Origin of the sequence: Sphingomonas sp. Leaf34 (genome assembly GCF_001421805.1) — a bacterium.
Taxonomy (GTDB): domain Bacteria; phylum Pseudomonadota; class Alphaproteobacteria; order Sphingomonadales; family Sphingomonadaceae; genus Sphingomonas.
The window spans coordinates 82,085-103,862 of sequence record NZ_LMLC01000004.1 but is presented as its reverse complement, the minus strand read 5'-3'; the positions used below and the strand labels follow the sequence as shown (position 1 = coordinate 103,862).

At 67.0% G+C, this 21,778-nt stretch carries 19 protein-coding genes; 8 read left to right on the top strand and 11 right to left on the bottom strand.

Annotation, left to right across the window (positions count from 1 at the left end; genetic code table 11):
- Positions 1-277: 277 nt before the first annotated feature.
- Positions 278-1,897 carry a choline dehydrogenase gene (locus ASF00_RS11960; RefSeq protein WP_055879176.1) on the bottom strand — a complete coding sequence of 540 codons (1,620 nt, stop codon included), beginning with the start codon at positions 1,895-1,897 and terminating at the stop codon, positions 278-280.
- Positions 1,898-1,954: 57 nt separating this feature from the next.
- Positions 1,955-2,527, bottom strand: coding sequence for a TetR/AcrR family transcriptional regulator (locus ASF00_RS11955; protein ID WP_162233403.1), 573 nt, complete (start codon positions 2,525-2,527; stop codon positions 1,955-1,957).
- Positions 2,528-2,628: 101 nt separating this feature from the next.
- On the opposite strand from ASF00_RS11955, the gene ASF00_RS11950 reads away from it, so the two are divergent.
- From ASF00_RS11950 to ASF00_RS11925, 6 genes are read left to right on the top strand one after another with little or no spacing between them, the layout of a single operon-like run.
- Positions 2,629-3,882, top strand: coding sequence for an acetyl-CoA C-acetyltransferase (locus ASF00_RS11950; protein WP_055879170.1), 1,254 nt, complete (start codon positions 2,629-2,631; stop codon positions 3,880-3,882).
- Positions 3,882-5,420: an acyl-CoA synthetase gene (locus tag ASF00_RS11945; RefSeq protein ID WP_055879168.1), complete on the top strand. Its 1,539-nt coding sequence runs from the start codon at positions 3,882-3,884 to the stop codon at positions 5,418-5,420. Before ASF00_RS11950 ends, ASF00_RS11945 begins: the two co-directional genes overlap by 1 nt.
- Positions 5,417-6,514, top strand: a complete 1,098-nt coding sequence (locus ASF00_RS11940) for an acyl-CoA dehydrogenase family protein (protein ID WP_055879164.1) — start codon at positions 5,417-5,419, stop codon at positions 6,512-6,514. Before ASF00_RS11945 ends, ASF00_RS11940 begins: the two co-directional genes overlap by 4 nt.
- A 12-nt stretch (positions 6,515-6,526) precedes the next feature.
- Entirely contained in the window at positions 6,527-7,732 is a 1,206-nt protein-coding gene (locus tag ASF00_RS11935; protein ID WP_055879159.1) for an acyl-CoA dehydrogenase family protein, read from the top strand.
- Positions 7,729-8,697 carry an NADPH:quinone oxidoreductase family protein gene (locus ASF00_RS11930; protein WP_055879155.1) on the top strand — a complete coding sequence of 323 codons (969 nt, stop codon included), beginning with the start codon at positions 7,729-7,731 and terminating at the stop codon, positions 8,695-8,697. The genes ASF00_RS11935 and ASF00_RS11930 overlap by 4 nt, the downstream gene beginning before the upstream one ends.
- Positions 8,698-8,716: 19 nt before the next feature.
- Entirely contained in the window at positions 8,717-10,123 is a 1,407-nt protein-coding gene (locus ASF00_RS11925; protein WP_443024415.1) for a coniferyl aldehyde dehydrogenase, read from the top strand.
- Positions 10,124-10,126: 3 nt separating this feature from the next.
- Here the strand turns inward: ASF00_RS11925 and ASF00_RS11920 are convergent, their stop codons facing one another.
- From ASF00_RS11920 to ASF00_RS11910, 3 genes are all read right to left on the bottom strand, one after another.
- Positions 10,127-12,106: a hybrid sensor histidine kinase/response regulator gene (locus tag ASF00_RS11920; protein WP_055879147.1), complete on the bottom strand. Its 1,980-nt coding sequence runs from the start codon at positions 12,104-12,106 to the stop codon at positions 10,127-10,129.
- Between the two features lies 1 nt (position 12,107).
- The gene (locus ASF00_RS11915; RefSeq protein ID WP_055879144.1) at positions 12,108-13,619 is read right to left on the bottom strand and encodes an ATPase domain-containing protein; all 1,512 of its coding nucleotides are present in this window, start codon (positions 13,617-13,619) and stop codon (positions 12,108-12,110) included.
- A 114-nt stretch (positions 13,620-13,733) separates the two neighbouring features.
- Positions 13,734-14,846, bottom strand: a complete 1,113-nt coding sequence (locus tag ASF00_RS11910; RefSeq protein ID WP_055879142.1) for a lactonase family protein — start codon at positions 14,844-14,846, stop codon at positions 13,734-13,736.
- Between the two features lie 439 nt (positions 14,847-15,285).
- On the opposite strand from ASF00_RS11910, the gene ASF00_RS11905 reads away from it, so the two are divergent.
- Positions 15,286-16,548, top strand: coding sequence for an MFS transporter (locus ASF00_RS11905; protein WP_268795099.1), 1,263 nt, complete (start codon positions 15,286-15,288; stop codon positions 16,546-16,548).
- 92 nt (positions 16,549-16,640) lie between these two features.
- Positions 16,641-17,552: a helix-turn-helix domain-containing protein gene (locus tag ASF00_RS11900; RefSeq protein WP_162233404.1), complete on the top strand. Its 912-nt coding sequence runs from the start codon at positions 16,641-16,643 to the stop codon at positions 17,550-17,552.
- Positions 17,553-17,567: 15 nt separating this feature from the next.
- Here the strand turns inward: ASF00_RS11900 and ASF00_RS11895 are convergent, their stop codons facing one another.
- From ASF00_RS11895 to ASF00_RS11870, 6 genes are all read right to left on the bottom strand, one after another.
- On the bottom strand, positions 17,568-17,894 hold the full coding sequence (locus ASF00_RS11895; protein ID WP_055879133.1) for a DUF423 domain-containing protein: 327 nt from the start codon (positions 17,892-17,894) through the stop codon (positions 17,568-17,570).
- Complete coding sequence (locus ASF00_RS11890) at positions 17,891-19,651, bottom strand: cation:proton antiporter domain-containing protein (RefSeq protein WP_055879129.1); 1,761 nt, start codon at positions 19,649-19,651, stop codon at positions 17,891-17,893. Before ASF00_RS11890 ends, ASF00_RS11895 begins: the two co-directional genes overlap by 4 nt.
- A complete protein-coding gene (locus ASF00_RS11885) occupies positions 19,651-20,082 on the bottom strand; it encodes an iron-sulfur cluster assembly scaffold protein (protein WP_055879126.1) in 432 nt (143 codons plus the stop codon). Before ASF00_RS11885 ends, ASF00_RS11890 begins: the two co-directional genes overlap by 1 nt.
- On the bottom strand, positions 20,079-20,645 hold the full coding sequence (locus ASF00_RS11880; protein WP_055879123.1) for a CvpA family protein: 567 nt from the start codon (positions 20,643-20,645) through the stop codon (positions 20,079-20,081). The genes ASF00_RS11885 and ASF00_RS11880 overlap by 4 nt, the downstream gene beginning before the upstream one ends.
- Before the next feature lie 95 nt (positions 20,646-20,740).
- Positions 20,741-21,304 carry a YkgJ family cysteine cluster protein gene (locus ASF00_RS11875; protein WP_055880431.1) on the bottom strand — a complete coding sequence of 188 codons (564 nt, stop codon included), beginning with the start codon at positions 21,302-21,304 and terminating at the stop codon, positions 20,741-20,743.
- 54 nt (positions 21,305-21,358) lie between these two features.
- Entirely contained in the window at positions 21,359-21,679 is a 321-nt protein-coding gene (locus ASF00_RS11870) for a hypothetical protein (RefSeq protein ID WP_055879119.1), read from the bottom strand.
- Positions 21,680-21,778: the final 99 nt, after the last annotated feature.

The window sequence follows — 21,778 nt, the reverse complement described above, 5'->3', positions numbered from 1 at the left end:
CGCCCATCCTCGTTCCACCGTCATCCTGACGAAAGTCAGGATCCAGTGCCACGAACGCCGTCGCTTGTGATCCTGGATCCTGACTTTCGTCAGGATGACGGGAAATAGGGGCTGGCGGAGGTCCCCATCGCGCGGCGCCCCCACCACTCCGGCGAAGGCCGGAGCCCAGTTGGAAAGGTCGGCGTAAACGAAGCGCGGTTCTTCGTTAACAACGTTCCCAAACTGGGCCCCGGCCTCCGCCGGGGAGGGGCATCTCGGTGGTTAAGCGGCCGCGCCCTCAGGCCGCCCTAGCCAGGTGCCGCCCGCGTATCATGTCCGCGGCCTTCTCGGCGATCATGATCGTCGGCGCGTTGGTGTTCGATCCGATCAGCGTCGGCATCACCGATGCATCCACGACCCGGAGTCCTCGCAGCCCGCGCACCGCTAACGTCGCATCGACCACTGCCAGCGCGTCGTCCGCCGTCCCCATCTTGCACGTCCCCACCGGGTGGTAGATCGTCTCCGCGGTCCGGCGCACCCAGGCGTCGATCTCGTCGTCGGTCCGCACGTCCTCGCCTGGGGACACTTCTGCGACACGGTACGGATCGAGCGCCGCCTGCCGTGCGACATCGCGACCGATGCCGATACAGGCGCGCATCACCCGGCGATCCTCCGCGGTCGCCAGATAGTTGGCGGCGATCACCGGATCGGCGAACGGATCCGCCGAGGCGACACCGATCCGCCCTCGGCTTTCAGGGCGCAACTGGCAGAGATGCAGCGTGAAGCCGTCTGCGGTCGCCTTGACCTTGCCGTGATCCTGCATGATCGCGAGCACCGCGTGAATCTGCACGTCGGGGCGCGACAGCCCCTCGCGCGACGACACGAACGCGCCCGCCTCGAGGAATTGCTGCCGCCCTGCCCCCTTGCCGCGGAGCATGTAGTTGAGCCCCACGCCGAGCATCGAGATACCCTTGGTGATCGCATAGCCGGTGCGCAGCCCGCGCGACGTCCAGTTCATCACGACGTCGAGATGATCCTGCAGATTCTCGCCCACACCGGGCAGCGCGTGGACCACACCGATCCCCGCCGCGGTCAGCCGGTCGGGATCGCCGATCCCCGACAGCTGGAGGATGTGCGGCGACTGCACCGCGCCCGCACACAATAGCACCTCGCGCGCAGCTGTAACGCTCTCCGTCCGCCCGCCCTTGTCGAGCACGTAGTCGACACCGACCGCGCGTCCCTTGTCGATCCGTATCCGAGTCGTCCGCGCGCCCGTCACGCAGGTTAGGTTGCGCCGCGACAACACCGGCCGCAGATACGCCGCGGCCGTGCTCCACCGCTTACCGTCCGCAACGGTTAGATCGTAGCGCCCGAACCCCTCCTGGCTCGCGCCATTGAAATCCTCGGTGACGGGATAGCCCGCCTGCCGCCCCGCTTCGACGAGCGCGTCGTAGAATGGGCTGTCGGACTCGCCGCTTGAGATCGTCAGCGGCCCGCCGCCACCGTGCAGGTCGCAATCCCCGCGATGATGCCCTTCGAGCCGCTTGAAATAGGGCAGCACGTCGTCGAACGACCAGCCCGGCAACCCCATCTGCCGCCACTCGTCATAATCCTGCGGATGACCCCGCGTGTAGATCATGCCGTTGATCGACGAGCTGCCGCCCAACCCCTTGCCGCGCGGCCACCACAGCCGGCGGTTGTCGAGATGCGGCTCGGGTTCGGTTGAAAAGCCCCAGTTGCTCGCATTCTTGCTCTTGATAAGTTCGCCGACCCCCGCGGGCATCCGCACCAGCACGCCATCGTTGCGCCCGCCCGCCTCGAGCAGCAGCACCGTCACATGGGGGTCTTCGGTCAATCGCGCGGCGAGCACGCAGCCGGCCGAACCGGCGCCGATAATCACATAGTCATACGTCTGCATGCCCGCATCCTCCTGTTCGCGCTCCACTTTTTTACGGAGTCGCGGTTTGGCATCAGGCTAGCGCTCGCATAGCAGCGTTAGCAACCCGCGGCGGAGCACGTCGCGGTCGATCGCCTCGTCCGGATGCACTTCGCTGAGACCGATCGCGAGCAGCGCATAGGCACGAACCCCGGCTTCGACCGAATCGAACCCGTGCGCGGTCAACTGCTCGACGAGAAACGCCATCACCTTGTCGTCATGCTCGCGGATCGCTGCCGCCGCGCGCGCGTCGCTTCTCGCCCAGGCGCGCATCGCGAGCGCGAGGTGCGCCATGTCGTGATCGCGGACATGATCGGCGAACGCGCGGATCCGTTCGACCGGCGGCAAGTCCGACGCGGTAAGCGTGGCCACCAGTGGATCGATATGCGCCTCGACGAAATACCCAGCGAGCGCCGCATGATAGCCGTCGAAATCCTTGAAATGATGGTAGAAGCTTCCGGTCGACGCACCCAGCGCCAGCGCCAGGCTGCGCAGTTTCAGCGCGCGCAGCCCGCCGGTCTTGAGCGACGACAGCCCAATCTCCAGCCAGTCGCGCGGCGCCAGATCGCCACGCGGCGGCGCCATCTCTTCCACCAATACCGTGCTTGACAAGCCAATCCCCATAACGAATGTTACGTCGTAACGAAGCCGGACGCAATCCGGCAACAGGCACTACGATCGGAGCAGACCGGCGGGTGCAACAGGAGAGCGATGTGGCCGAGGCACTGATCATCGACGCCGTCCGTACCCCGCGCGGGATCGGCAAGACCGGCAAGGGCGCGCTGGCCCATATGCACCCGCAGCATCTCGCGGCAACCGTCCTGAAGGCTATCGCCGAGCGCAACCATCTCGACACCGGCGACATCGACGACATCATCTGGTCGACCTCGACTCAGCGCGGCGAACAGAGCGGCGATCTGGGGCGGATGGCGGCGCTCGACGCGGGCTATGACGTCAAGGCGAGCGGGACGACGCTCGACCGGTTCTGCGGCGGCGGGATCACCGCGGTGAACTTCGCCGCGGCGCAGATCATGAGCGGGATGGAAGACCTCGTCATCGCCGGTGGCACCGAGATGATGTCGCTGACCACGACGATGATGCAGGATGACATGGCGGCGGGCAAACGGCCGCTCGGGATCGGCTCGGGCAACGCGCGGCTCGACGCGGCGCATCCGCAATCCAACCAGGGCATCTGCGCCGATGCGATCGCGAGCATCGAGGGGATCGACCGCGCAACGCTCGAAGCGCTCGGGCTGGAGAGCCAGCGTCGCGCCGCGGTGGCGATCGCCGAAGGGCGGTTCGATCGCAGCCTCGTCCCCGTCACCGACGCCACCGGCGCGCTGGTGCTGGAGAAGGACGAATATCCCCGCCCCGACACAACCGCCGAGGGCCTCGCCGCGCTGCGTCCGTCATTCGCGGGGATCGCCGACATACCGCTCGACGACAAGGGCACGACCTTCCGTAAACAGATCAACCGCCGCTATCCCGATCTCGAAATCGCGCACGTTCATCATGCCGGCAATTCCTCCGGTGTGGTCGACGGCGCGGCCGCCGTGCTGCTCGCCAGCGCCGACTATGCCGCCAAGCACGGCCTCAAACCGCGCGCGCGGATCGTCGCGATGGCGAACATGGGCGACGACCCGACGCTGATGCTCAACGCTCCCGTCCCTGCGGCGCGGAAAGTGCTGGCGAAGGCCGGGCTGACTGTCGACGATATCGACCTGTGGGAGATCAACGAGGCGTTCGCGGTGGTCGCCGAGAAGTTCATCCGCGACCTGAAGCTCGATCGTGACAAGGTGAACGTCAATGGCGGCTCGATCGCGCTCGGCCATCCGATCGGCGCGACCGGCGCGATCCTGATCGGGACGATCCTCGACGAACTCGAACGCCGCGACCTGAAGCGTGGGCTCGTGACGATGTGCGCGGGCGGCGGGATGGCGCCGGCGATCATCATCGAGCGCGTCTGATGCACCCCGTCGCGCATGCGCTGACGACGCCCGACAAACCCGCCTATATCATGGCGGCGACGGGCGAGACGGTGTCGTATCGCGACCTCGACGCGCGCGCGAACCAGGGCGCGCATCTGCTCCGGTCGCTCGGGCTGAAACGCGGCGACGGCATCGCGGTGCTGATGGACAATTCGCCGCGCTATCTCGAGGTTATGTGGGCCGCCGAGCGCACCGGCGTCTATTGCACGTGCCTGTCGTCGAAGCTGACCGCGGGCGAGGCTGCGTACATCATCGACGACGGCGATTGCCGCGTGCTGGTCGCGAGCAAGGGGTGCGCCGGGGTTGCGGCAGGGCTCGTTGCCCTGCTGCCCGACGTCCGGCGCTACATGGTCGACGGTGCGATCGACGGCTATGACGCGTACGAGTCCGCGCGCGACGCGATGCCCGCGACGTCGATCGCCGATCCATCCCCCGGCGGCATCCTGCTCTATTCGTCGGGCACCACGGGCAAGCCGAAGGGCGTCAAGCACGCGTTGTCCGAGGAGCCGTTCGGGACCAATGTCTCGCCGCTCGTGATGCTCGGCAAGGGCCTGTACGGCTTCAGCCCCGAGATGGTCTATCTCTCGCCCGCGCCACTCTATCATGCCGCGCCGCTGCGCTGGTCGATGGCGGTGCATCAGGTCGGCGGCACCGTCGTCGTGATGGAGCATTTCGATCCCGAAGCTTCACTCGCCGCGATCGAGCGATTCCACGTCACGCACGCGCAGTGGGTGCCGACGCATTTCATCCGGTTACTCAAACTCCCGCCCGACGTCCGCGCGCGCTGCGATGTGTCGTCGCTGAAGGCGGTCTGGCACGCCGCGGCCCCCTGCCCGATCCCGGTCAAGCAGGCGATGATCGACTGGTGGGGCCCGATCATCGGCGAATATTATGCGGGCACCGAAGGCAACGGCTTCTGCGCGATCTCCAGCGCGGAATGGCTGACGCACAAGGGCTCGGTCGGCCGCAACCTGACCGCGCAGACGATGATCTGCGACGAGGACGGCACCGCGCTGCCGCCGCGCACCGAAGGCGACGTGTATTTCGCGGGCGGCGGCGCGTTCGAATATCACAAGGATCCCGAAAGGACCGCGGAGGCCGCCAACGCGCAGGGCTGGACGACGCTTGGCGATGTCGGCTGGCTCGACGAGGAGGGCTATCTCTACCTCACCGACCGCAAGAGCTTCATGATCATCTCGGGCGGCGTGAACATCTATCCGGCTGAGATCGAGAATCTGCTCGTCACGCATCCCAAGGTCGCCGACGTCGCAGTGATCGGCGCGCCCGACGACGAGATGGGCGAACAGGTGGTGGCGATCGTCTGTCCCGCCGATCCGTCCGAAGACCGCGAGCAGCTCGCCGCCGAACTCAGCGCGTTTGCGCGCGCCAACCTCAGCCACGTCAAGGCGCCGCGCCGCATCGACTTCCGCGACGCGTTGCCGCGGCACGAGACGGGCAAGCTCTACAAGCGCCTGCTCCGCGACGAATATTGGGCGCATGCGAAGGACCCTGCATGAACTTCGATTATTCCGACGACCAGAAATTCCTGAAGGACGAGGCGCGCAAGTTCCTCGCCGCGCAGTGCGGCAGCGACCGCGTCCGCGCGGTGCTCGACGATCCCGGCACCGCCTATGACTCGGCATTGTGGAAGGCGGTCGGCGCACAGGGCTGGCTCGGCGCGGCGATCCCCGAGGAATTTGGCGGGCTCGGGCTCGGCCATATCGAACTCTGCGCGATCGCCGAGGAGCTCGGTCGGGCCTGCGCGCCGATCCCGTTCGCCTCGACCGTGTATTTCGTCGCCGAGGCGCTGATGCTCTACGGCAGCGACACGCAGAAGGTGAAGTGGCTGCCCCGGATCGCGGCGGGCGACGTCATCGGCGCGTTCGCGACGTCCGAAGGCGCAGGCCCCGTCACCGCGCGATCGATCCGCACCACCGTTTCCGGCGGTACGCTCACGGGCGAGAAGATCCCCGTCACCGACGGCGACGTCGCCGACATAATCGTCGTAGTCGCGCGCGACGGCCTCTACCTCGTCGAGAAAGGCGCGGGCGTCACAGCGGAAGTCCTCGAAACGCTCGACCCGACGCGCAGCGCCGCGCGCCTCACCTTCACCGACGCCCCCTGCGAACGGCTGGGCACTGACGACGGCGTCACTGCGATGCAGGCGGTGTTCGACCGCGCGGCGGTGCTGCTCGCGTTCGAACAGCTCGGCGGCGCGGATCGCTGTCTCGAAATGGCGAAGGGCTATGCGCTCGATCGCTACGCGTTCGGGCGACAGATTGGCGGCTATCAGGCGATCAAGCACAAGCTCGCCGACATGTATGTGAAGACCGAGATCGCGCGGTCCAACGCCTATTACGGTGCCTGGGCGCTGAACGCAGGCGCCGCCGAACTGCCGCTCGCCGCCGCGACCGCGCGCGTCGCTGCGTCCGACGCCTATTGGTTCGCGTCGAAGGAGAATATCCAGACGCATGGCGGGATGGGCTTCACTTGGGAGTCCGACTGCCACCTCTATTACCGCCGCTCGCGCCAGCTCGCGCTCGTCGCGGGCGCCCCAGCGGCCTGGCGCGAACGACTCGTCGGCCAACTCGAAATGCGCAACGCGGCCTGATCGGAGCAGCACATGGACTTCAAGGACAGCGACGACGAAGCCACCTATCGCGCCGCCGCGCGGCACTGGCTCGGCGAAAATATCGCCGAGCATGATGCCGGCCACTATCCCGACGCCATGGCCAAGGCGAAGGCTTGGCAGGCGCGCAAAGCGGCGGGCGGCTATGCGTGCATCACCTGGCCGCGCGAATGGGGCGGCGGCGGCGGCACGCCGATCGAGAGCGTCATCTTCGGGCAGGAAGAGGCGCGCCACGCGGTCGACGGCAGCTATTTCACGATCGGGCTTGGCATGTGCGTGCCGACCGTGATGGCCTATGCCGACGATGCGACCAAGACGCGGTTCGTCGGCCCCGCGGTCCGCGGCGACGAGATTTGGTCGCAGCTCTTCTCCGAACCCGCCGGCGGCTCCGACGTCGCTGCGATCCGCACGCGCGCGGTGCGTGACGGCGACGACTGGGTGGTCAACGGCCAGAAGGTGTGGACCTCGGGCGCGCATTACAGCGATTACGGGATCGTCCTGGTCCGCACCAACCCGGACGTACCCAAGCATCAGGGCCTGACGATGTTCTGGCTCGACCTGAAGGCACCCGGAATCGAGATCCGGCCGATCCACCAGATGTCGGGCGGCTCGAACTTCAACGAGGTCTGGTTCACCGGCGTCCGCATCCCCGACGCGCAGCGGCTGGGCCCGATCGACGGCGGCTGGAAGGTCGCGCTGTTCACGCTGATGAACGAGCGTCTGGCGATCGGAACGGGCGGCGGCGTCGGCCCCGAAGACATCCTCGCCTTTGCCGCCCAGGCGAGCGGCGCGGACGGCCCGCTGCTCAAGGACGCCGCGTTCCGCCAGCAGCTCGCCGACTGGTGGGTCCAGTCCGAGGGCCTGCGCAACACGCGGATGCGGACGATCACCGCTCTGTCGAAGGGCCAGGTGCCCGGCCCCGAAAGCTCGATCGGCAAGATCGTCGCGGCCAACCAGCTGCAGGCGATCGGCAACACCGCGGTCGAGGCGGGCGATCAATACGGCATCATCGCCGACCCCGCGCTGACCCCGCTGAAGGGCGCGTTCCACGCCGCGACGATGTGGGCGCCCGGCCTGCGCATCGCCGGCGGCACCGACGAGATCCTCAAGAACATCATCGCCGAACGCGTCCTCGGCCTCCCCGGCGAAATCCGCGTCGACAAGGATCAGGCGTTCCGGGATCTGCCGGTCGGCGCGTGAAAGCGGTTCGCGTCTCGGCGCTGTCGTCTGACCTGTCGGGGGTGGCGCTCGACGACATCGCCGAGCCGACGCGGTCGCCCGGACAGTTGCTGGTGCGGATGCGCGCGGCGTCGCTCAACTATCCCGATCTGCTGATGACGCGAGGCGAGTATCAGCTCAAACCGCCGCTGCCGTTCGTGCCCGGGATGGAGGCCGCGGGTGAGGTGATCGAGGCGGATCCGACAAGCGGCTTCGCCTCCGGCGACCGGGTCGTTTGCGGAACCCGCCTCGACGCGTTCGCGGAGATCCTAGCCTGCGATGCGAGCGCTGCACGTGCCATCCCCGCCCGTCTCGACTATGCGCAGGCCGCGTCGATCGGCGTCGCCTACCTCACCGCCTATGTCGGGCTCGTCCGGCTCGGCGCGCTGGCGACCGACGACTGGGTGCTGGTTCACGGCGCGACGGGCGGGGTCGGCCTCGCGGCGGTCGATCTGGCGCAGTCGCTCGGCGCGCGCGTGATCGCCACGTCGCGCTCGCCGGAGAAGTTGCAGATCGTCGCGGACGCCTATTCGCCCGCCGCGACCCTGCCGGCACCCGGCTTTCGCGCTGCGGTACGTGATCTCACCGGCGGGGGCGCGGACATCGTGGTCGATCCCGTCGGCGGCGACGTCTTCGACGAATCGACCCGCTGCACCGCGTTCGGGGGAAGACTGCTGGTCGTCGGCTTCGCGTCGGGCCGGATCGCGACGCTGCCGACCAACATCGCGCTGATCAAGGGCTTCTCCATGATTGGCGTCCGTGCCGGGGAATATGCACGCCGCTTTCCCCGGCTGGGTGCGGAAAACCTCGATTCGGTATGGGCGATGGCGGGAGAAGGTCGCCTTCGGCCCCGCGTCCATGCCATATACCGCCTTGCCGAATGGCGGGACGCATTCGCCGCGATGGCCGCCGCCACGCATGTCGGCAAGATCGTGCTCGTGCCTTGAAGGACCTCCAATGACCGATATGCACACCATCCTCGCCGCCCAGCGTGACGCGTTCATGGCCGAGATGCCCGTCACCCGCGCCGTCCGCCTCGATCGGCTGAAGCGCGCGGCGGCGATGGTGAAGGACAATGCCGCGCGGTTCTGCGACGCGGTGTCGGAGGATTTCGGGCATCGCAGTCGCGAACAGACGATGATGACCGATATCGGCGCATCGCTCGCGCCGATCGCGCACGCCGCCAAGCATCTCGACCGCTGGATGCAGCGCGACCGCCGACCGGTGCAGTTCCCGCTCGGGCTGCTCGGCGCGAAGGCGTGGGTCGAATATCAGCCCAAGGGCGTGGTCGGCATCATCGCGCCGTGGAATTTCCCCGTGAACCTGCTGATGGCGCCGCTCGCAGGCGTGCTCGCCGCGGGCAATCGCGCGATGGCCAAGACGAGCGAATACACGCCCACCACCGCCGCGCTTTTCGAAGAGATCGTCGGCCGCTATTTCGCGCCGGAGGAAGTCGCGATCGTCTCGGGCGGGCCGGACGTCGGCAAGGCGTTCTCCGCGCTGCCGTTCGATCATCTCATCTTCACCGGCGCGACCGCGATCGGCCGCCACATCCTCCACGCCGCCGCCGACAATCTGACGCCCGTCACGCTCGAACTCGGCGGCAAGTCGCCCGTCATCCTCGGCGCATCGGCGGATATCGCGCGCGCGACCGAACGCGTAACGCTCGGCAAGATGATGAACGCCGGGCAGATCTGCCTCGCGCCCGATTACATGCTCGTCCCCGCGGCGGACGAGGCGAAGGTAGTCGACAGCATAAAGGCGGCGGCCAGCGCGATGTATCCGACGTTGCTTGCCAATGCCGACTACACCTCGGTCGTGAACGATCGCCACCACCAGCGCCTCACCGACTGGATCGCAGACGCGCGTGCGAAGGGCGCGACGGTCGAGGTGGTGAACCCGGCGAACGAGGATTTCGCCAGCGCGAACTCGCGGAAGATGCCGCTGCACATCGTCCTTGACGCGACCGACGACATGATCGTGATGCAGGAGGAGATCTTCGGCCCCGTCCTGCCGATCCGTCGCTATGATGGGATCGACGACGCGATCGCACAGGTGAACCGCCGCGACCGGCCGCTCGGCCTGTATTATTTCGGCAGCGACGAGGGCGAACGCCGCCGCGTGCTCGATCGGACGATCTCGGGCGGGGTGACGCTCGACGACGTGGTCTTCCACGTCTCGATGGAAGACCTTCCCTTCGGCGGCAGCGGCCCGTCGGGGATGGGCGCCTATCACGGCATCGACGGCTTCCGAACCTTCAGCCACGCACGCGCGGTCTTCAAGCAATCGCGGCTCGACGTCGCTAAGCTCGCCGGGCTCAAGCCGCCCTATGGCGCGGCCGCGGCGAAGACGATCGCGCGGATGATGCGCTGAGGCCTAGTCGACCGCGCGTAGTTTCGGCCGGCCCGCGGGCGATTGCCGCAGCAGTTCGTCGACGCGCGCGGCCAGATCGATCTGGCGGAACGGCTTGGCGAGGCGGGTGATGTCGTCGGGGACGTCCTCGCCCGCCGCCGCGTAGCCGGTGACGAGCAACGCCGGCATCCGGTTGCCAGACGATCGCAATTCGCTGATCAATTGCCCCCCGGTCATGCCGGGCATCAGATAGTCGCTGACCAGGATATCGGCATCGACGCCCGATCGGATCGCCGACAGCGCCTGGCTCGCCGATGCCATCTCGACCACGACATAACCGATGTCGCGCAGCATGTCGGCGGTCGCGGCGCGTACCAGATCCTCGTCGTCGACCAGCAACACTTTCGCGCCGCGCCGCGCCTGGACCGGTTCCGATGCGGTCTCGACCGTGTCGACAGGCGCTTCTGCGGTCGCGGGAAGCCAGAGCTCGACCGCGGTCCCCGCCCCCGGCTCACTCGTCAGGCGAAGCGTGCCGCCCGACTGCGCGGCCAGCCCGTGGACCATCGACAGGCCCAGCCCAGTGCCCTTGCCGACGCCCTTGGTCGAGAAGAACGGCTCGGTCGCGCGTGCGAGCGTCGCGCGGTCCATGCCGATCCCGGTATCGGCCGAGGTCAGCCGAACATAGCTGCCCGCCGCAAGCCCCACGGTGTTGCGGTCGTCGACCACGGTTTCGCTGACCGACAGCGTTAGCCGCCCGCCCCCCGGCATCGCATCGCGCGCGTTGATCGCAAGATTGAGCAGCGCAAGTTCGAGCTGGTTGGGATCGACGCGCGCCGACGACAGGTGCCGCGGCACTTCGAGCACGACGGTGATCGACGGCCCGAGCGAACGGCGGATCAGGTCGACCAGCCCGTCGATCAACGCACCGATATCGACCGCGCGCGGCTGCAGCGCCTGCCGCCGCGCGAACGCCAGCAGGCGCTGCGTCAGCGTCGCCGCGCGTTCGGCCGCCTGGAGCGCGCCGCCGATCATCCGCTGCGTCCGCTCGTCGTCCTTGTGCCGCCGCCGCATCAGATCGAGGCTGCCGACGATCGGGGTCAGCAGATTGTTGAAGTCATGCGCGACGCCACCGGTCAGCTGGCCGATCGCATCCATCTTCTGCGCCTGCGCGAGCTGCGCATCGGCTTCCTTGCGATCGGTGACGTCGGAAACCACGCCGGTCATCCGCACCGCATTACCGGCATCGTCGTAGCGCACGCGGCCCTTGGCGACGATCCAGCGCTGCACCCCGTCCGCCGCATCGATGCTGCATTCCAGATCGAGCGTTCCCGAGCGCAACGCATCGTCGAACGCCTGCTTCACCGCGGACCGCTGCTTGGGATCGACATGTTTGAGGAAGGTGTCGACGTTCCAATGGGCAAGGCCTGCCGGATAGCCGAAGATCTCGTCATGCCGCTGCGTCCGGCGCGCTTCTCCGGTCAGCAGGTCTATATCCCAGCTGCCCATCCCGGCCGCCTCGAGCGCGATCTCGAGACTTTCGCGCGCCGATCGCAGTTCGGCGGTACGATCCTCGACCGCGCGCTCGAGCGTCACCGCGACGTCGCGCAGTTCATATTGCCGGCCGCGCGCGGTCAGCGCGGAACGGATTGCGCCGAGCATCGCTTCGGCATGCAGCGGCCGTTCGAGCAGCACGACGTTGCCGAGCTCGCGCAGCCGCTCGGTCGCGCGCAACGTCCGCGGTGTCTTGGTCCCGTTGGCAAGTACGACGAACGGGATGTCCGCCCATTTCGGTTGCGCCGCGACCCACTCCGCCAGCCGCGCGGGATCGCCGGTCGTCAGCGCTTCCTCGGTCAGCAATACCACGCCCGCCGCATCGTCAAGCGCCGCAAGCAACGCCGCCTGATCATCGCAGATCGTCGCGACGATGCCGTCGCGAGCGAGCAGATCCGCTGCGATCACGGCGTCCCGTCCGCGCGGTGCCAGGATGAGGACGCGGTTTTCCATGCTAGCGCTGCGTGTCCGCGAGTCCGATCCGACTTCCCATAAGCGTCTCCCCTTCACCGGAATAGGTCGGGACGCCGGTCAATACGCCCTGGAAATGTCGCAGGGGTTCGCCGACGTGAAGCCCGCTGCTACCGATCTGAAACTCCCGGATCGTCCGTTCGTGCCGTGCGGTCCGGGTCTTGATCACGGAAATCGCCTGACGGACCTCCCCCTGTGCCTCGAAATACCGCAGCTGGACGATCGTATCGGACAGATAGCTTAGGTCGACATCCGAACGAATGTCGCCGGTGATGCCGTGCAATCCGAGGATCAGCAGGCTGACGATCCCCTTCTGGCCTAGATAGGTCAGCATTTCGTGCATCTGCAGAATAAGGAACTGCTCGTTCGGCATCGCCTGGAGATACGCGTTCAAGCTGTCGATCACGACCACCTTGGCACGATGAACCTCGACGGCCGCACGCACCGCCCCCGAAAATTCGCCAGGCGACATCTCGGCAGGATCGATCGCACGCAGTTCGAGCTGACCGCTGTCGACGAACGGCGCCAGATCCATGCCCAGCGCAGCGCTCCGCTTGAGCAAGGTCGGCAGCCGTTCGTCGAACAGGAAATACGCAGCGCGGTCGCCCCGTTTGAGCGCGGCGATCATGCTCTGGACCGAAGCCGTGGTCTTGCCGACGCCCGCGGGCCCGGTCAGTAACGTCGCGGTGCCGGGAATAAGTCCGCCACCCAGCAACGCATCGAGTTCGCTCGACCCGGTCGACATCGCCTCATCCGAATAGGGTTCGCCGTGTTCGGACGCGACCAGACGCGGGTAGACGCAAAGTCCCCCGCGCTCGATCTCGAAGTCGTGATAGCCACCGCGGTAGCGGACACCGCGCATCTTGACGACGTGCAGCCGACGGCGTTGCGCGCCGAACCCCGACAGCGTCTGTTCGAGCGAGATCACGCCGTGCGCAATGCTATGGAGTTGCAGGTCGCCGCCGCTGCCGCTCTTGTCATCGAGGAACAGGACGGTGCACGCACGCGTCGAGAAGAAATGCTTGAGCGCGAGAATCTGGCGGCGATACCGCACCGGGCTCTGTGCGAGCAGGCGGAGTTCGGACAGACTGTCGATCACGACGCGCGCCGGGTGGATCTCGTCGACTTTCGCCATCACGTCGCGAATCGTCTCGCCGAGTTCGACTTCGCTCGGATGCAGCAACGTCTGCTCGTGATCCTCGCCCAGACCATCGGCGGGCACCATCTCGAACAACGTCAGCGGATCGAGCGACCAGCCGTGCGTTCGCGCGACGGCGCGCAATTCGACCTCGGTCTCGGCCAGGGTGATATACAAACCGACCTCGCCGACCGCGGCACCCGCGAGCAGGAACCCCAGCCCCAACGTAGTCTTGCCGGTGCCCGGCGTGCCCTCCACCAGATACATCCGGTCGGGGGTCAGCCCGCCGTTGAGAATGTCGTCGAGCCCTGCGATGCCCGTCCGGGCAAGCGCCGGTAACTGTTCGTCGTGTGGCAACGGGTATCCTTCCCCAAGGCCGGCATCTGCAGCGTCGCGTGCCAAGCTATGACGAATATAGGATATTACGACACAAACCGCAAAACGGGCGGCTCACGCGGGGAACGTGCCCGGTCAGCCGAACTGCCCCAGGAACACGATTCCAGGTACCCCGAGCACCTCGCCCGTCGCGGTCAGACGACCGTCGGTCGCGACGCGGAACACCGTCAGCGTCCCCGACCGCTCGTTGCCGACCACCAGCCGCTGGTCAGCGTCGAGCAACAGGAACATCCGCGGCCAATGCCCGCCAGTCGCAACATGCTGGAGCAGGGTCGGCGCGCCGGCAGCGTCGAGCGCGAAGACCGCGATGCTGTCGTCGCCGCGATTGGATACGTAGAGCCGCCGCCCGGCGCGATCGATCGCGATATGCGCAGCCTGCGACGCGCCGGTGTGCCCGGCGGGCAAGGTCGAGACGGCGTGACGCGTGTCGAAACCGCCGTCTGCGCGCGCGTCGAGCGCCATCACCGCATTGGCGAGTTCGCAGACGACATAGGCGATCGGCAGCCGTGGATGCCGCACGATATGGCGCGGACCGGCACCTGCGGGGGCCTGCCAAGCGACTGTCGGGGACTGCAACGTTCGCGCGCGCGGATCGAAGCGATAGGCGAAGATCGCGTCGGCCCCGAGATCGACCGCATGGAGCCAGCGTCGATCGGGACTGAACCCGACCCAGTGCGCATGCGGCGCCTCCTGCCGGCTGTGGTCGGGACCGCTCCCGCTGTGACGGAACAGCGTCGGCGCGCCGGGCAGGCCGGTACGCGGATCGAGCCGGTAGAATGCGATGCTGCCACTCGAATAGTTTGCCGCGACCAGGCAGGCGGACGCCCGATCGAGCGCGAGATGGCAGGGATCGGCGCCCCCCGTCGACACCGCCCCACGCTGAGCCAAGCCGGGGGCATAGACAGCGACATCGCCCTGCGTCCGTTCGCGGACCAGATAGCATGTACCGCTGGGGCCACCGCCGATCCCGAACGACGCATCTTCGATGCCGGTGATCGGCGTCCCGACCCGCCAGCGCGATCCATCATAGGCGATCGGATACATGCCCTTGCCGCCTTCGCGCGCGTACGTACCCGCGACCAGACGCACGCCCGAACGGCTCGCAGCGCCCGCAGCAGGCAGGGCGAGCGTCGCGCCTACCGCCCCCATCGCGCCCAGCACTCCGCGTCGCGTCGTTCCGTCGTTCATGCTCGTTCCCTCACCTATCCGGCCCCCTCATGCGGCACGGCGCCGGTAGAGGAAAGGATCACGGCATTTTGCGACGAAACAGCTTTCGCAGGCCCCGGCGCACCACGCTGCCCCCCTGTCGAAGGAGGACGTGTCCAAGGCAGCGGCAGAACTACCCCCGCATTCGCCACCGCCACGCCTCAGATTGATCGAAACCCGACGTTATTCTCCGCAACAGATCGTTTGCGGATCAAGCCTCGTCGATTTCTCTTATCCCACACCCTGCGGGATCCCCCGATCCGGCCGGCGTGATGCCAATTATAATTGCCGGACGATGCGAATTTCCCCGTCAACGCGACCACGTGTCTTCGTGCCACCGGTTGACCATCGCAACCTTCGAAGCCACATCGACTAGGATATTGGAACTTTCGTACGCCTGGAGGCGAGTGTCATCAGGCCTGTGATCGTCGTTCTTGCTGTCCTCCATTGTCTGGCATTCATCGACCGAACAATGATCGGTGGCGCATTGCCGTTGATGCGCCTGAACATCGCGATGAGCGATGCGCAGGCCGGATGGATCATCGGTACCGCCTTCGCGCTCCCGTACGGTGTGACTGCGCTTGCGCTGGCGGCGATACTGCGCGGGCGGCGGGCGTCGCTCTGGTGGCTGGTCGCCGGGCTCGTCCTGTGGACCGCGGCAAGCCTCGCGACCGGGACGGCGCACAGCATCGGTGCATTGACGCTGGCGCGCGCGGCGCTTGGCGTGGGCCAGGCGATGTTCGTTCCGGTCGCGATTTCCTGGCTCATCGACGATACGAGCCCAAAGGATCGCGCACGCGCGCTCTCGTTGTTCACCAGCGGATCGACAATCGGGCGGAGCGTTGCGTTATTGACGGTCGGTGCACTGCTATCCGTCCTTGCCATGGTCGCACGCGGCGGTGACGGTGCATCGGGCAACGGCAGCACGGATTGGCGATGGCTGTACGCGATCACCGCGTTGCCGAATTTGCTCACCCTGCCGTTTCTCGTGCGGGTCGGACTCCGCCCCCCCCGATCGGAAAGCGCGACCGGGACGATCTCCGACATGCCGCCTTGCTCGGAGGCGGTACAAATCGACTGGGTCACGCTCGCGCTCTTCTTTGCAGTTGCGATCATGCCTGTCCTGGTGATCCAGGCGATAGGCGGGTGGCTGCCGAGCCTCTTCGTCCGCGATCGCGGACTCACCCCCGCGCATGCGGCGATGCTGCTCGGCGCGGTCACGCTGGTTGCCGCACCGGCCGGGCAGATCACCGGTGGCTGGCTGATGACACGGTACACCGCGTGGCACGATCGCATCCCGGTGATCGTGTTGGCTGGGCTCGCCGCGACGTTGCTGCCGCTCGCCGCAGTAATCTGGGCACCGGGACTGGGAGGCGCGATCGCCGGCGTCGCGATTGCCAATATCTCGCTAGGGATCGCCTCGTTCGCTGGATTGTTTGGTGTTCAGATGCTCACTCCTCAATCTCATCGTGTCACCGTCAATGCCGTGTTCCTCGCACTCGTCACGCTCATCGGCGTCGGCGTTGGGCCCTTGCTGACCGGCGTGCTGGCGACATCACATGCCGGCGCGATCGAAGACACATCGCTCGGCGTCGCCCTGTTCCTCACCGCCGCGATCGCATGCGGGCTCTGCGCGATCGCGGTCGGCGGCGTGGATCGCCGCTATCGGCTTGCCCTGCGCTGATGTCAGGCACGGAATCACCAGAACGAGTCAGTTTCGACAGCGAGGCGATACCCCCGGACGCGCGCATCGAGCGCTACAGGGCGCTGTACGCGATGGGCGCCGACATCACGCAGATCGGACCATTCCCGCGCGCGACGTTCGAAGCCTGGCGACTGGATCGGGCATTGCTCTACGATCGGCACCTCAACGACATCGGTCACGGTCGCGGCGAACTGCGCGCTGGCCGTGACGGCTTTACGCACTGGACGGTGACGTTGCTGATCGACGGCTTGCTTCAGGTCGATCTCGGCGACGGCATACGCGACCTGAAGCCTGGCGAGATCATCCTGGTGGATGTCTCCCGCACGGGGCGCAACATGATGCGCGACGCCCACATCGCGACGCTGGCAATCGCGCAGGACCGGATCGAAGAGACCATCGGGCCGCTCTCGGGATTCCACGGCCTGGTGCTCGATGCCGACGATTGCCGGCTCTATGCCGATTTCGTCCGGTCGCTACTGACCAACCTGCCGACGATGAAGACGTCGTCATTGCCCGGGGCGACATCGGCGCTGTGCACGCTGCTCAAGGTCGCGCTGGAGTCGCATGGCCTGCGCGATCCGGTCGTCGACGCAAGCCGCGACGGCAGGCGGCTGGGCCAGTTCCGCATACTCGTCGACGGTCGGCTGGGGGACCCCGGTTTCGATGCCGAAACGGCGATCGCAGAAAGCGGCGTGTCGCGTGCGACGCTCTACCGTCTGTTGCGGCCGCACCAGGGGCTTGCCGCCTTCATCCAGACGCGACGGCTCGAACAGATCCGGCGGGCGCTGTCCAATCCGGCGGAACAGCGGCCATTCGCGGAAATCGCGATCGATGCCGGGTTTCTCACCGAAAGCCATGCGAGCCGCGCGTTCCTGGCGCGCTATGGCCTGCGTCCCGGCGGCTATCGTGCAGCGGTCGCGACCGCCGTCGCAGAGGTCGATCCGATCGAACAGATCCGGCTCTGGCAACAGGAACTGCGCTGAGCGGCTCGCGCGGGATTAGCTGCGCGCGCTCCATGCCAGCCACAACCAGCCGGCGATCAACAGCGCCCCGCCGATCGGCGTAATCGCGCCGAACCAGCGCGGCGCCCCCAACGCCATCGCGTACAGCGTCAGCGCAAAGATCGCAGCGCCGACCACGAACAGCCATGCGGGCCCCCGCGCCTCCATCCGGATCGCGACCAGCGCCGCGACCACGTGCACCAGCTGATACTGTGCGCCGGTCTTGAGCCATTCGGCCGCGGCGCCGCTTGCGCCGTGCGCGCCGAACGCCCCCGCCGCGACCGCGATCGCGCCGGAAAACGCCGCAAGAATGGCGATGATCATTGGCCGTCTGTCCCCCAGGGAAAACGTCTGGCGGTTTCGGCGCGCGCCGCGCGCATATCGCCCGAGTCGATCTGAAGCTGCAATCGCTCCTTATCGCGCGACCGGTATTTCTCCTCGGCACGGTCGATGTCGGCGGGCGCGATATCGAGCCCGCGCATCGCCAGCCGCGCCATCTTCACCGCGGATTCGAGCACTTCGCGGACGACCGCATTCGCCGAGCTGTTCTTCAGCTTGACCAGCGCGCGGCGATCATAGGCGCGGACATAGATCGCGGCGTCGGGGAACGCCTCATGCACACCCTCGATCGTCGCGGGTTCGAGCTGGTCGCCGTCGATGCAGAAGCAGATGATCTCCGCTTCCGCCGCGCCTGCCTGGCGCAGCAGGTCGAGCCGGGTGCCGTCGCCATAATAGACCTTCGCGCCGAATTCGCCGGCGATGTCGATCATCTCGATGTCGGTGTCGATCAGCGTCACCGGGATGTCCTGCGCAAGCAGCATCTGGCCGACCGTCTGGCCGAACCGCCCATAGCCAACGATGATCGCATTGGCGCCGTCGGTCTTTGGCCCATCGCGCTCCTGGTCCTTGGCAACGGGCTCGGTCCGGAAGCGCCGCGTGATCCCCATCAGGAACGGCGTGGTCGCCATCGACAGCGTGATGATCGCACCGAACAGGCTCGCCGCCTGCGGCTCGATCAGCAGCCCGGCCTGCGCCTGCGCGAACAGCACGAACCCGAACTCGCCGCCCTGGCTGAGCAGCAGGCCGAGCGCGAACGCCTGTCGCCACGTCATCTTGAACGCCATGCCGATCAGCATGATGACGCTGGTCTTGGTCGCGATCAGCGCCGCCGCCATCGCCAGCACGAACAGTGGTCGCTCGGCGATCGCATTCAAATCCAGCACCATGCCGACGGCGAGGAAGAACAGGCCGAGCAGGATCGAGCGGAACGGCTCGACATCGGCCTCAAGCTCATGCCGATACGGGCTGTCCGCGAGCATCACGCCGGCGATGAACGCGCCGAGCGCCGTCGACAGGCCGAGCCATTCCATGATCGCCGCGCTGGCGATGACCGTGAACAGGCCCGCGAACACGAACATCTCGCGCTCGCCGAGATTGCCGATCAGGCGGAAGAACGGGCGCAACAGGAACCGTCCGGCAATAACCAGTCCGACCACCGCCAGCACGGTATAGACCGCGAGCAGCCAGCCCGGCGGCGCGTTGGCATCGGCCGGGTTCCGGCTCATCGCCGCAACGATCGTGATGAGCGGCACGATCGAAAGGTCCTGGAACAGCAGGATCGAGAACGCGCGCTCACCGAACGGGGTGCGCATCCGGCCCGACGAGCGGAGCATCGGCAACACCTGCGCGGTCGACGACAGCGCGAGCGGGAGGCCGAGCGCGAGCGCCGCGGGCAGCGAGAACTTTGCACCGATCCAGACGATCGCCGTGATCGCAAGCCCACAGATCGCCACCTGCAACAGGCCGAGCCCGAAGATTTCCTCCTTCATCCGCCACAATCGTGTCGGATTGAGCTCGAGCCCGACGATGAACAGCAGCAACGTGATACCGAGTTCGGCGAACCCAAGCTTCGATTCCGCATCGCCGACCAGCCCGAGCACATGCGGTCCGACGACCGCGCCCGCAACCAGATAGCCCAGCGTCGCGCCGAGCCCAAGCCGCCGGAACAACAGCACGAACATCAGCCCGAACCCGAGCAGCACGACGCCGTCCCGCAGCAGCGACGGCGAAGCCTCGGCCATCAGACCTTCGCCTTTACAGCGGTGTCGGCAGCCTCGGCCGCGGCTTCGAACGCGAGCCGGATCGAAGCGTGGCGCGCGGTATAGTCGAGCGCGGGGCTGAAGATATCCATACCCGGCCAACCGGGCGCATCGCCCTCGCGCGCAAGCCATGCCGTCACCGCGTCGCGCGCGGCGGCGAGTTCGGCCGGCGTGCGCCCGAGAATATTGGCGGCGAGCAGGGAGGACGACGCCTGCCCCAGTGCGCAGGCGCGAACCAACAGACCGACCGCGCTGACTTTGCCTTCGCCGTCGACCGTTACGTCGATCGTCACGCGACTACCACAGATCGGCGAGCGTTTTTCGACGGTCGCCATAGGCTCGGGAAGGCGTTCGTGATGCGGGATCGTCGCGGCAAGGCGAAGGATCTCGGCATTGTAGAGTGGCGCGCTCATGACTTGGGTTCGCTTGCGTTGTCGGAGTGAGAGGGCGGCTTCCGTGCGCCGAAGACCGGCTGACCGCGGCGGCGGCGGTCGACGAAATCGGCGATCCCCGCGCTGGTTGCGTTGAGCAGCGGATAGGTGCGCGACCGCGTCATCCATTCGGGCCGCCGCGAAGGGCCGCCGCTCATCGTATCGATGACGAGCGTCGCGAGCAGGAAGACAAGGCTGGCGAGAATCAGGCCTTTGAGCGCACCGAACCCGAAGCCGAGCGCGCGGTCGACGGGGCCGAGGATCGACGTCCGCGTTCGCGCGCCGATCGCCTTCGCGACAAGCCGCCCGCCGATATAAGTCACGCCGGTGATGATCGCGAACGCGAGCACCGCGGCGCCACCGACCGTGCCGATCATCGGCGACAGCGCGGCGGCGAGCGGGATGTGGAACAGCTTCAGCATCGCGACCATCGCCACCCACGCGAACATCGACAGCACTTCGGTGACGAACCCGCGGATCAACCCTAGCACCGCGGAGCCGGCGACGGCGAGCAGGACGACGATGTCTAGGGCGGTAAGGTTCATGGCCTCTGGAATAGGGACGCGCGGCGCGAACCGCTAGTGTGCGCTGCACGCTACCCCCGCAGACCCGGCGTTCCGCCGACCGCGCACACCAGACCCTATCGGCGCGAACCGAACGCGGCGTAGCGTTCGCGCCACGCCGCGACCTCGTCTTGCAAGGACGCGGGCGGCGTCTCTCCCGACAGAACGAAGCGGGCGACGTCGTTGTCGGGATGCATCAGCATTTTCTGCGCCCCGTCGCTGAACCAGACCGGGACCAGCTGGTCGCACACGCTGTCCAATACGGCCGCCGCCATGCCATTCGCGATCGCGTCGCTGCCGGCGAGCATGCGAACATGGATCGAGACGGCTTCGAGGCAATTCTGCGGTGCGCTGACGAAATTTAGCGACACGAGCAAGCCGGACCGATCGGGTCGGGCGTCGTCCGGAAGGCGCGCAATCCTTCGCCACGCGCAAAACCACGTCCGGCAGATGCGCGGGCGGACCGCGTGGATACCGCACCCCCGATCACAGAGGTGGATGCACGGCGTTCCCGCGGGCTTGGCGAACTCTGGTGTGTCCACCGTCAATTCGGTGCAGCACGCGGTGCAATCGCCACACGCGCGATCGGCCACGAGCGGCCCCAGCAGCGCCGTTTCAAGATCGGGATCGGTCTGTCTCAGCAGACGCCGCGCCTCTGCCGGGGTCGGTGTCGCGGTCTCACGCCGATCCACGGCTCAATTGCCCTCGGCGTCCACCGTGAAGACCATCGGCTTGCCGCGCGACATCGGCTCCCATCCCGCGAGCAATGCAGCTCGTACGCCGCGCGAGATCGTCGCATCGTCGATCTGCAGCCGCCCGCGCGGCAACCCTTTCAAGAGCCGCTTGGGCGCGGGGAACTCGAGTAGGGCTTCGCGTTTGGCATCGTCCTGCAACAGCGAGATCGTCATGCCCTTCCAACCATCGGTATCCGTACACTGCGGCTCGCGCTGCAGGTGCCAGTCGTATCTGGTACCGTCGACCTCGACGGTACCGGTATTGCTTCGCGTGTTCGCCATGCCGGCGCCATAGCATAGCTGGCGCGAGAGACCATGCATTGGGCGCGCGACGCTTGGCCGGACGTGCACGCCACGATGCCGTTGTGCACGGTTCGATCG

Excerpts from the sequence above, each read along its gene's own strand:
- ASF00_RS11960 (WP_055879176.1), bottom strand. The coding sequence starts at position 1,897 with ATGCAGACGTATGACTATGTGATTATCGGCGCCGGTTCGGCCGGCTGC.
- ASF00_RS11945 (WP_055879168.1), top strand. The coding sequence starts at position 3,882 with ATGCACCCCGTCGCGCATGCGCTGACGACGCCCGACAAACCCGCCTAT.
- ASF00_RS11940 (WP_055879164.1), top strand. The coding sequence starts at position 5,417 with ATGAACTTCGATTATTCCGACGACCAGAAATTCCTGAAGGACGAGGCG.
- ASF00_RS11935 (WP_055879159.1), top strand. The coding sequence starts at position 6,527 with ATGGACTTCAAGGACAGCGACGACGAAGCCACCTATCGCGCCGCCGCG.
- ASF00_RS11925 (WP_443024415.1), top strand. The coding sequence starts at position 8,717 with ATGCACACCATCCTCGCCGCCCAGCGTGACGCGTTCATGGCCGAGATG.
- ASF00_RS11920 (WP_055879147.1), bottom strand. The coding sequence starts at position 12,106 with ATGGAAAACCGCGTCCTCATCCTGGCACCGCGCGGACGGGACGCCGTG.
- ASF00_RS11910 (WP_055879142.1), bottom strand. The coding sequence starts at position 14,846 with ATGAACGACGGAACGACGCGACGCGGAGTGCTGGGCGCGATGGGGGCG.
- ASF00_RS11900 (WP_162233404.1), top strand. The coding sequence starts at position 16,641 with ATGGGCGCCGACATCACGCAGATCGGACCATTCCCGCGCGCGACGTTC.
- ASF00_RS11895 (WP_055879133.1), bottom strand. The coding sequence starts at position 17,894 with ATGATCATCGCCATTCTTGCGGCGTTTTCCGGCGCGATCGCGGTCGCG.
- ASF00_RS11890 (WP_055879129.1), bottom strand. The coding sequence starts at position 19,651 with ATGGCCGAGGCTTCGCCGTCGCTGCTGCGGGACGGCGTCGTGCTGCTC.
- ASF00_RS11885 (WP_055879126.1), bottom strand. The coding sequence starts at position 20,082 with ATGAGCGCGCCACTCTACAATGCCGAGATCCTTCGCCTTGCCGCGACG.
- ASF00_RS11880 (WP_055879123.1), bottom strand. The coding sequence starts at position 20,645 with ATGAACCTTACCGCCCTAGACATCGTCGTCCTGCTCGCCGTCGCCGGC.
- ASF00_RS11870 (WP_055879119.1), bottom strand. The coding sequence starts at position 21,679 with ATGGCGAACACGCGAAGCAATACCGGTACCGTCGAGGTCGACGGTACC.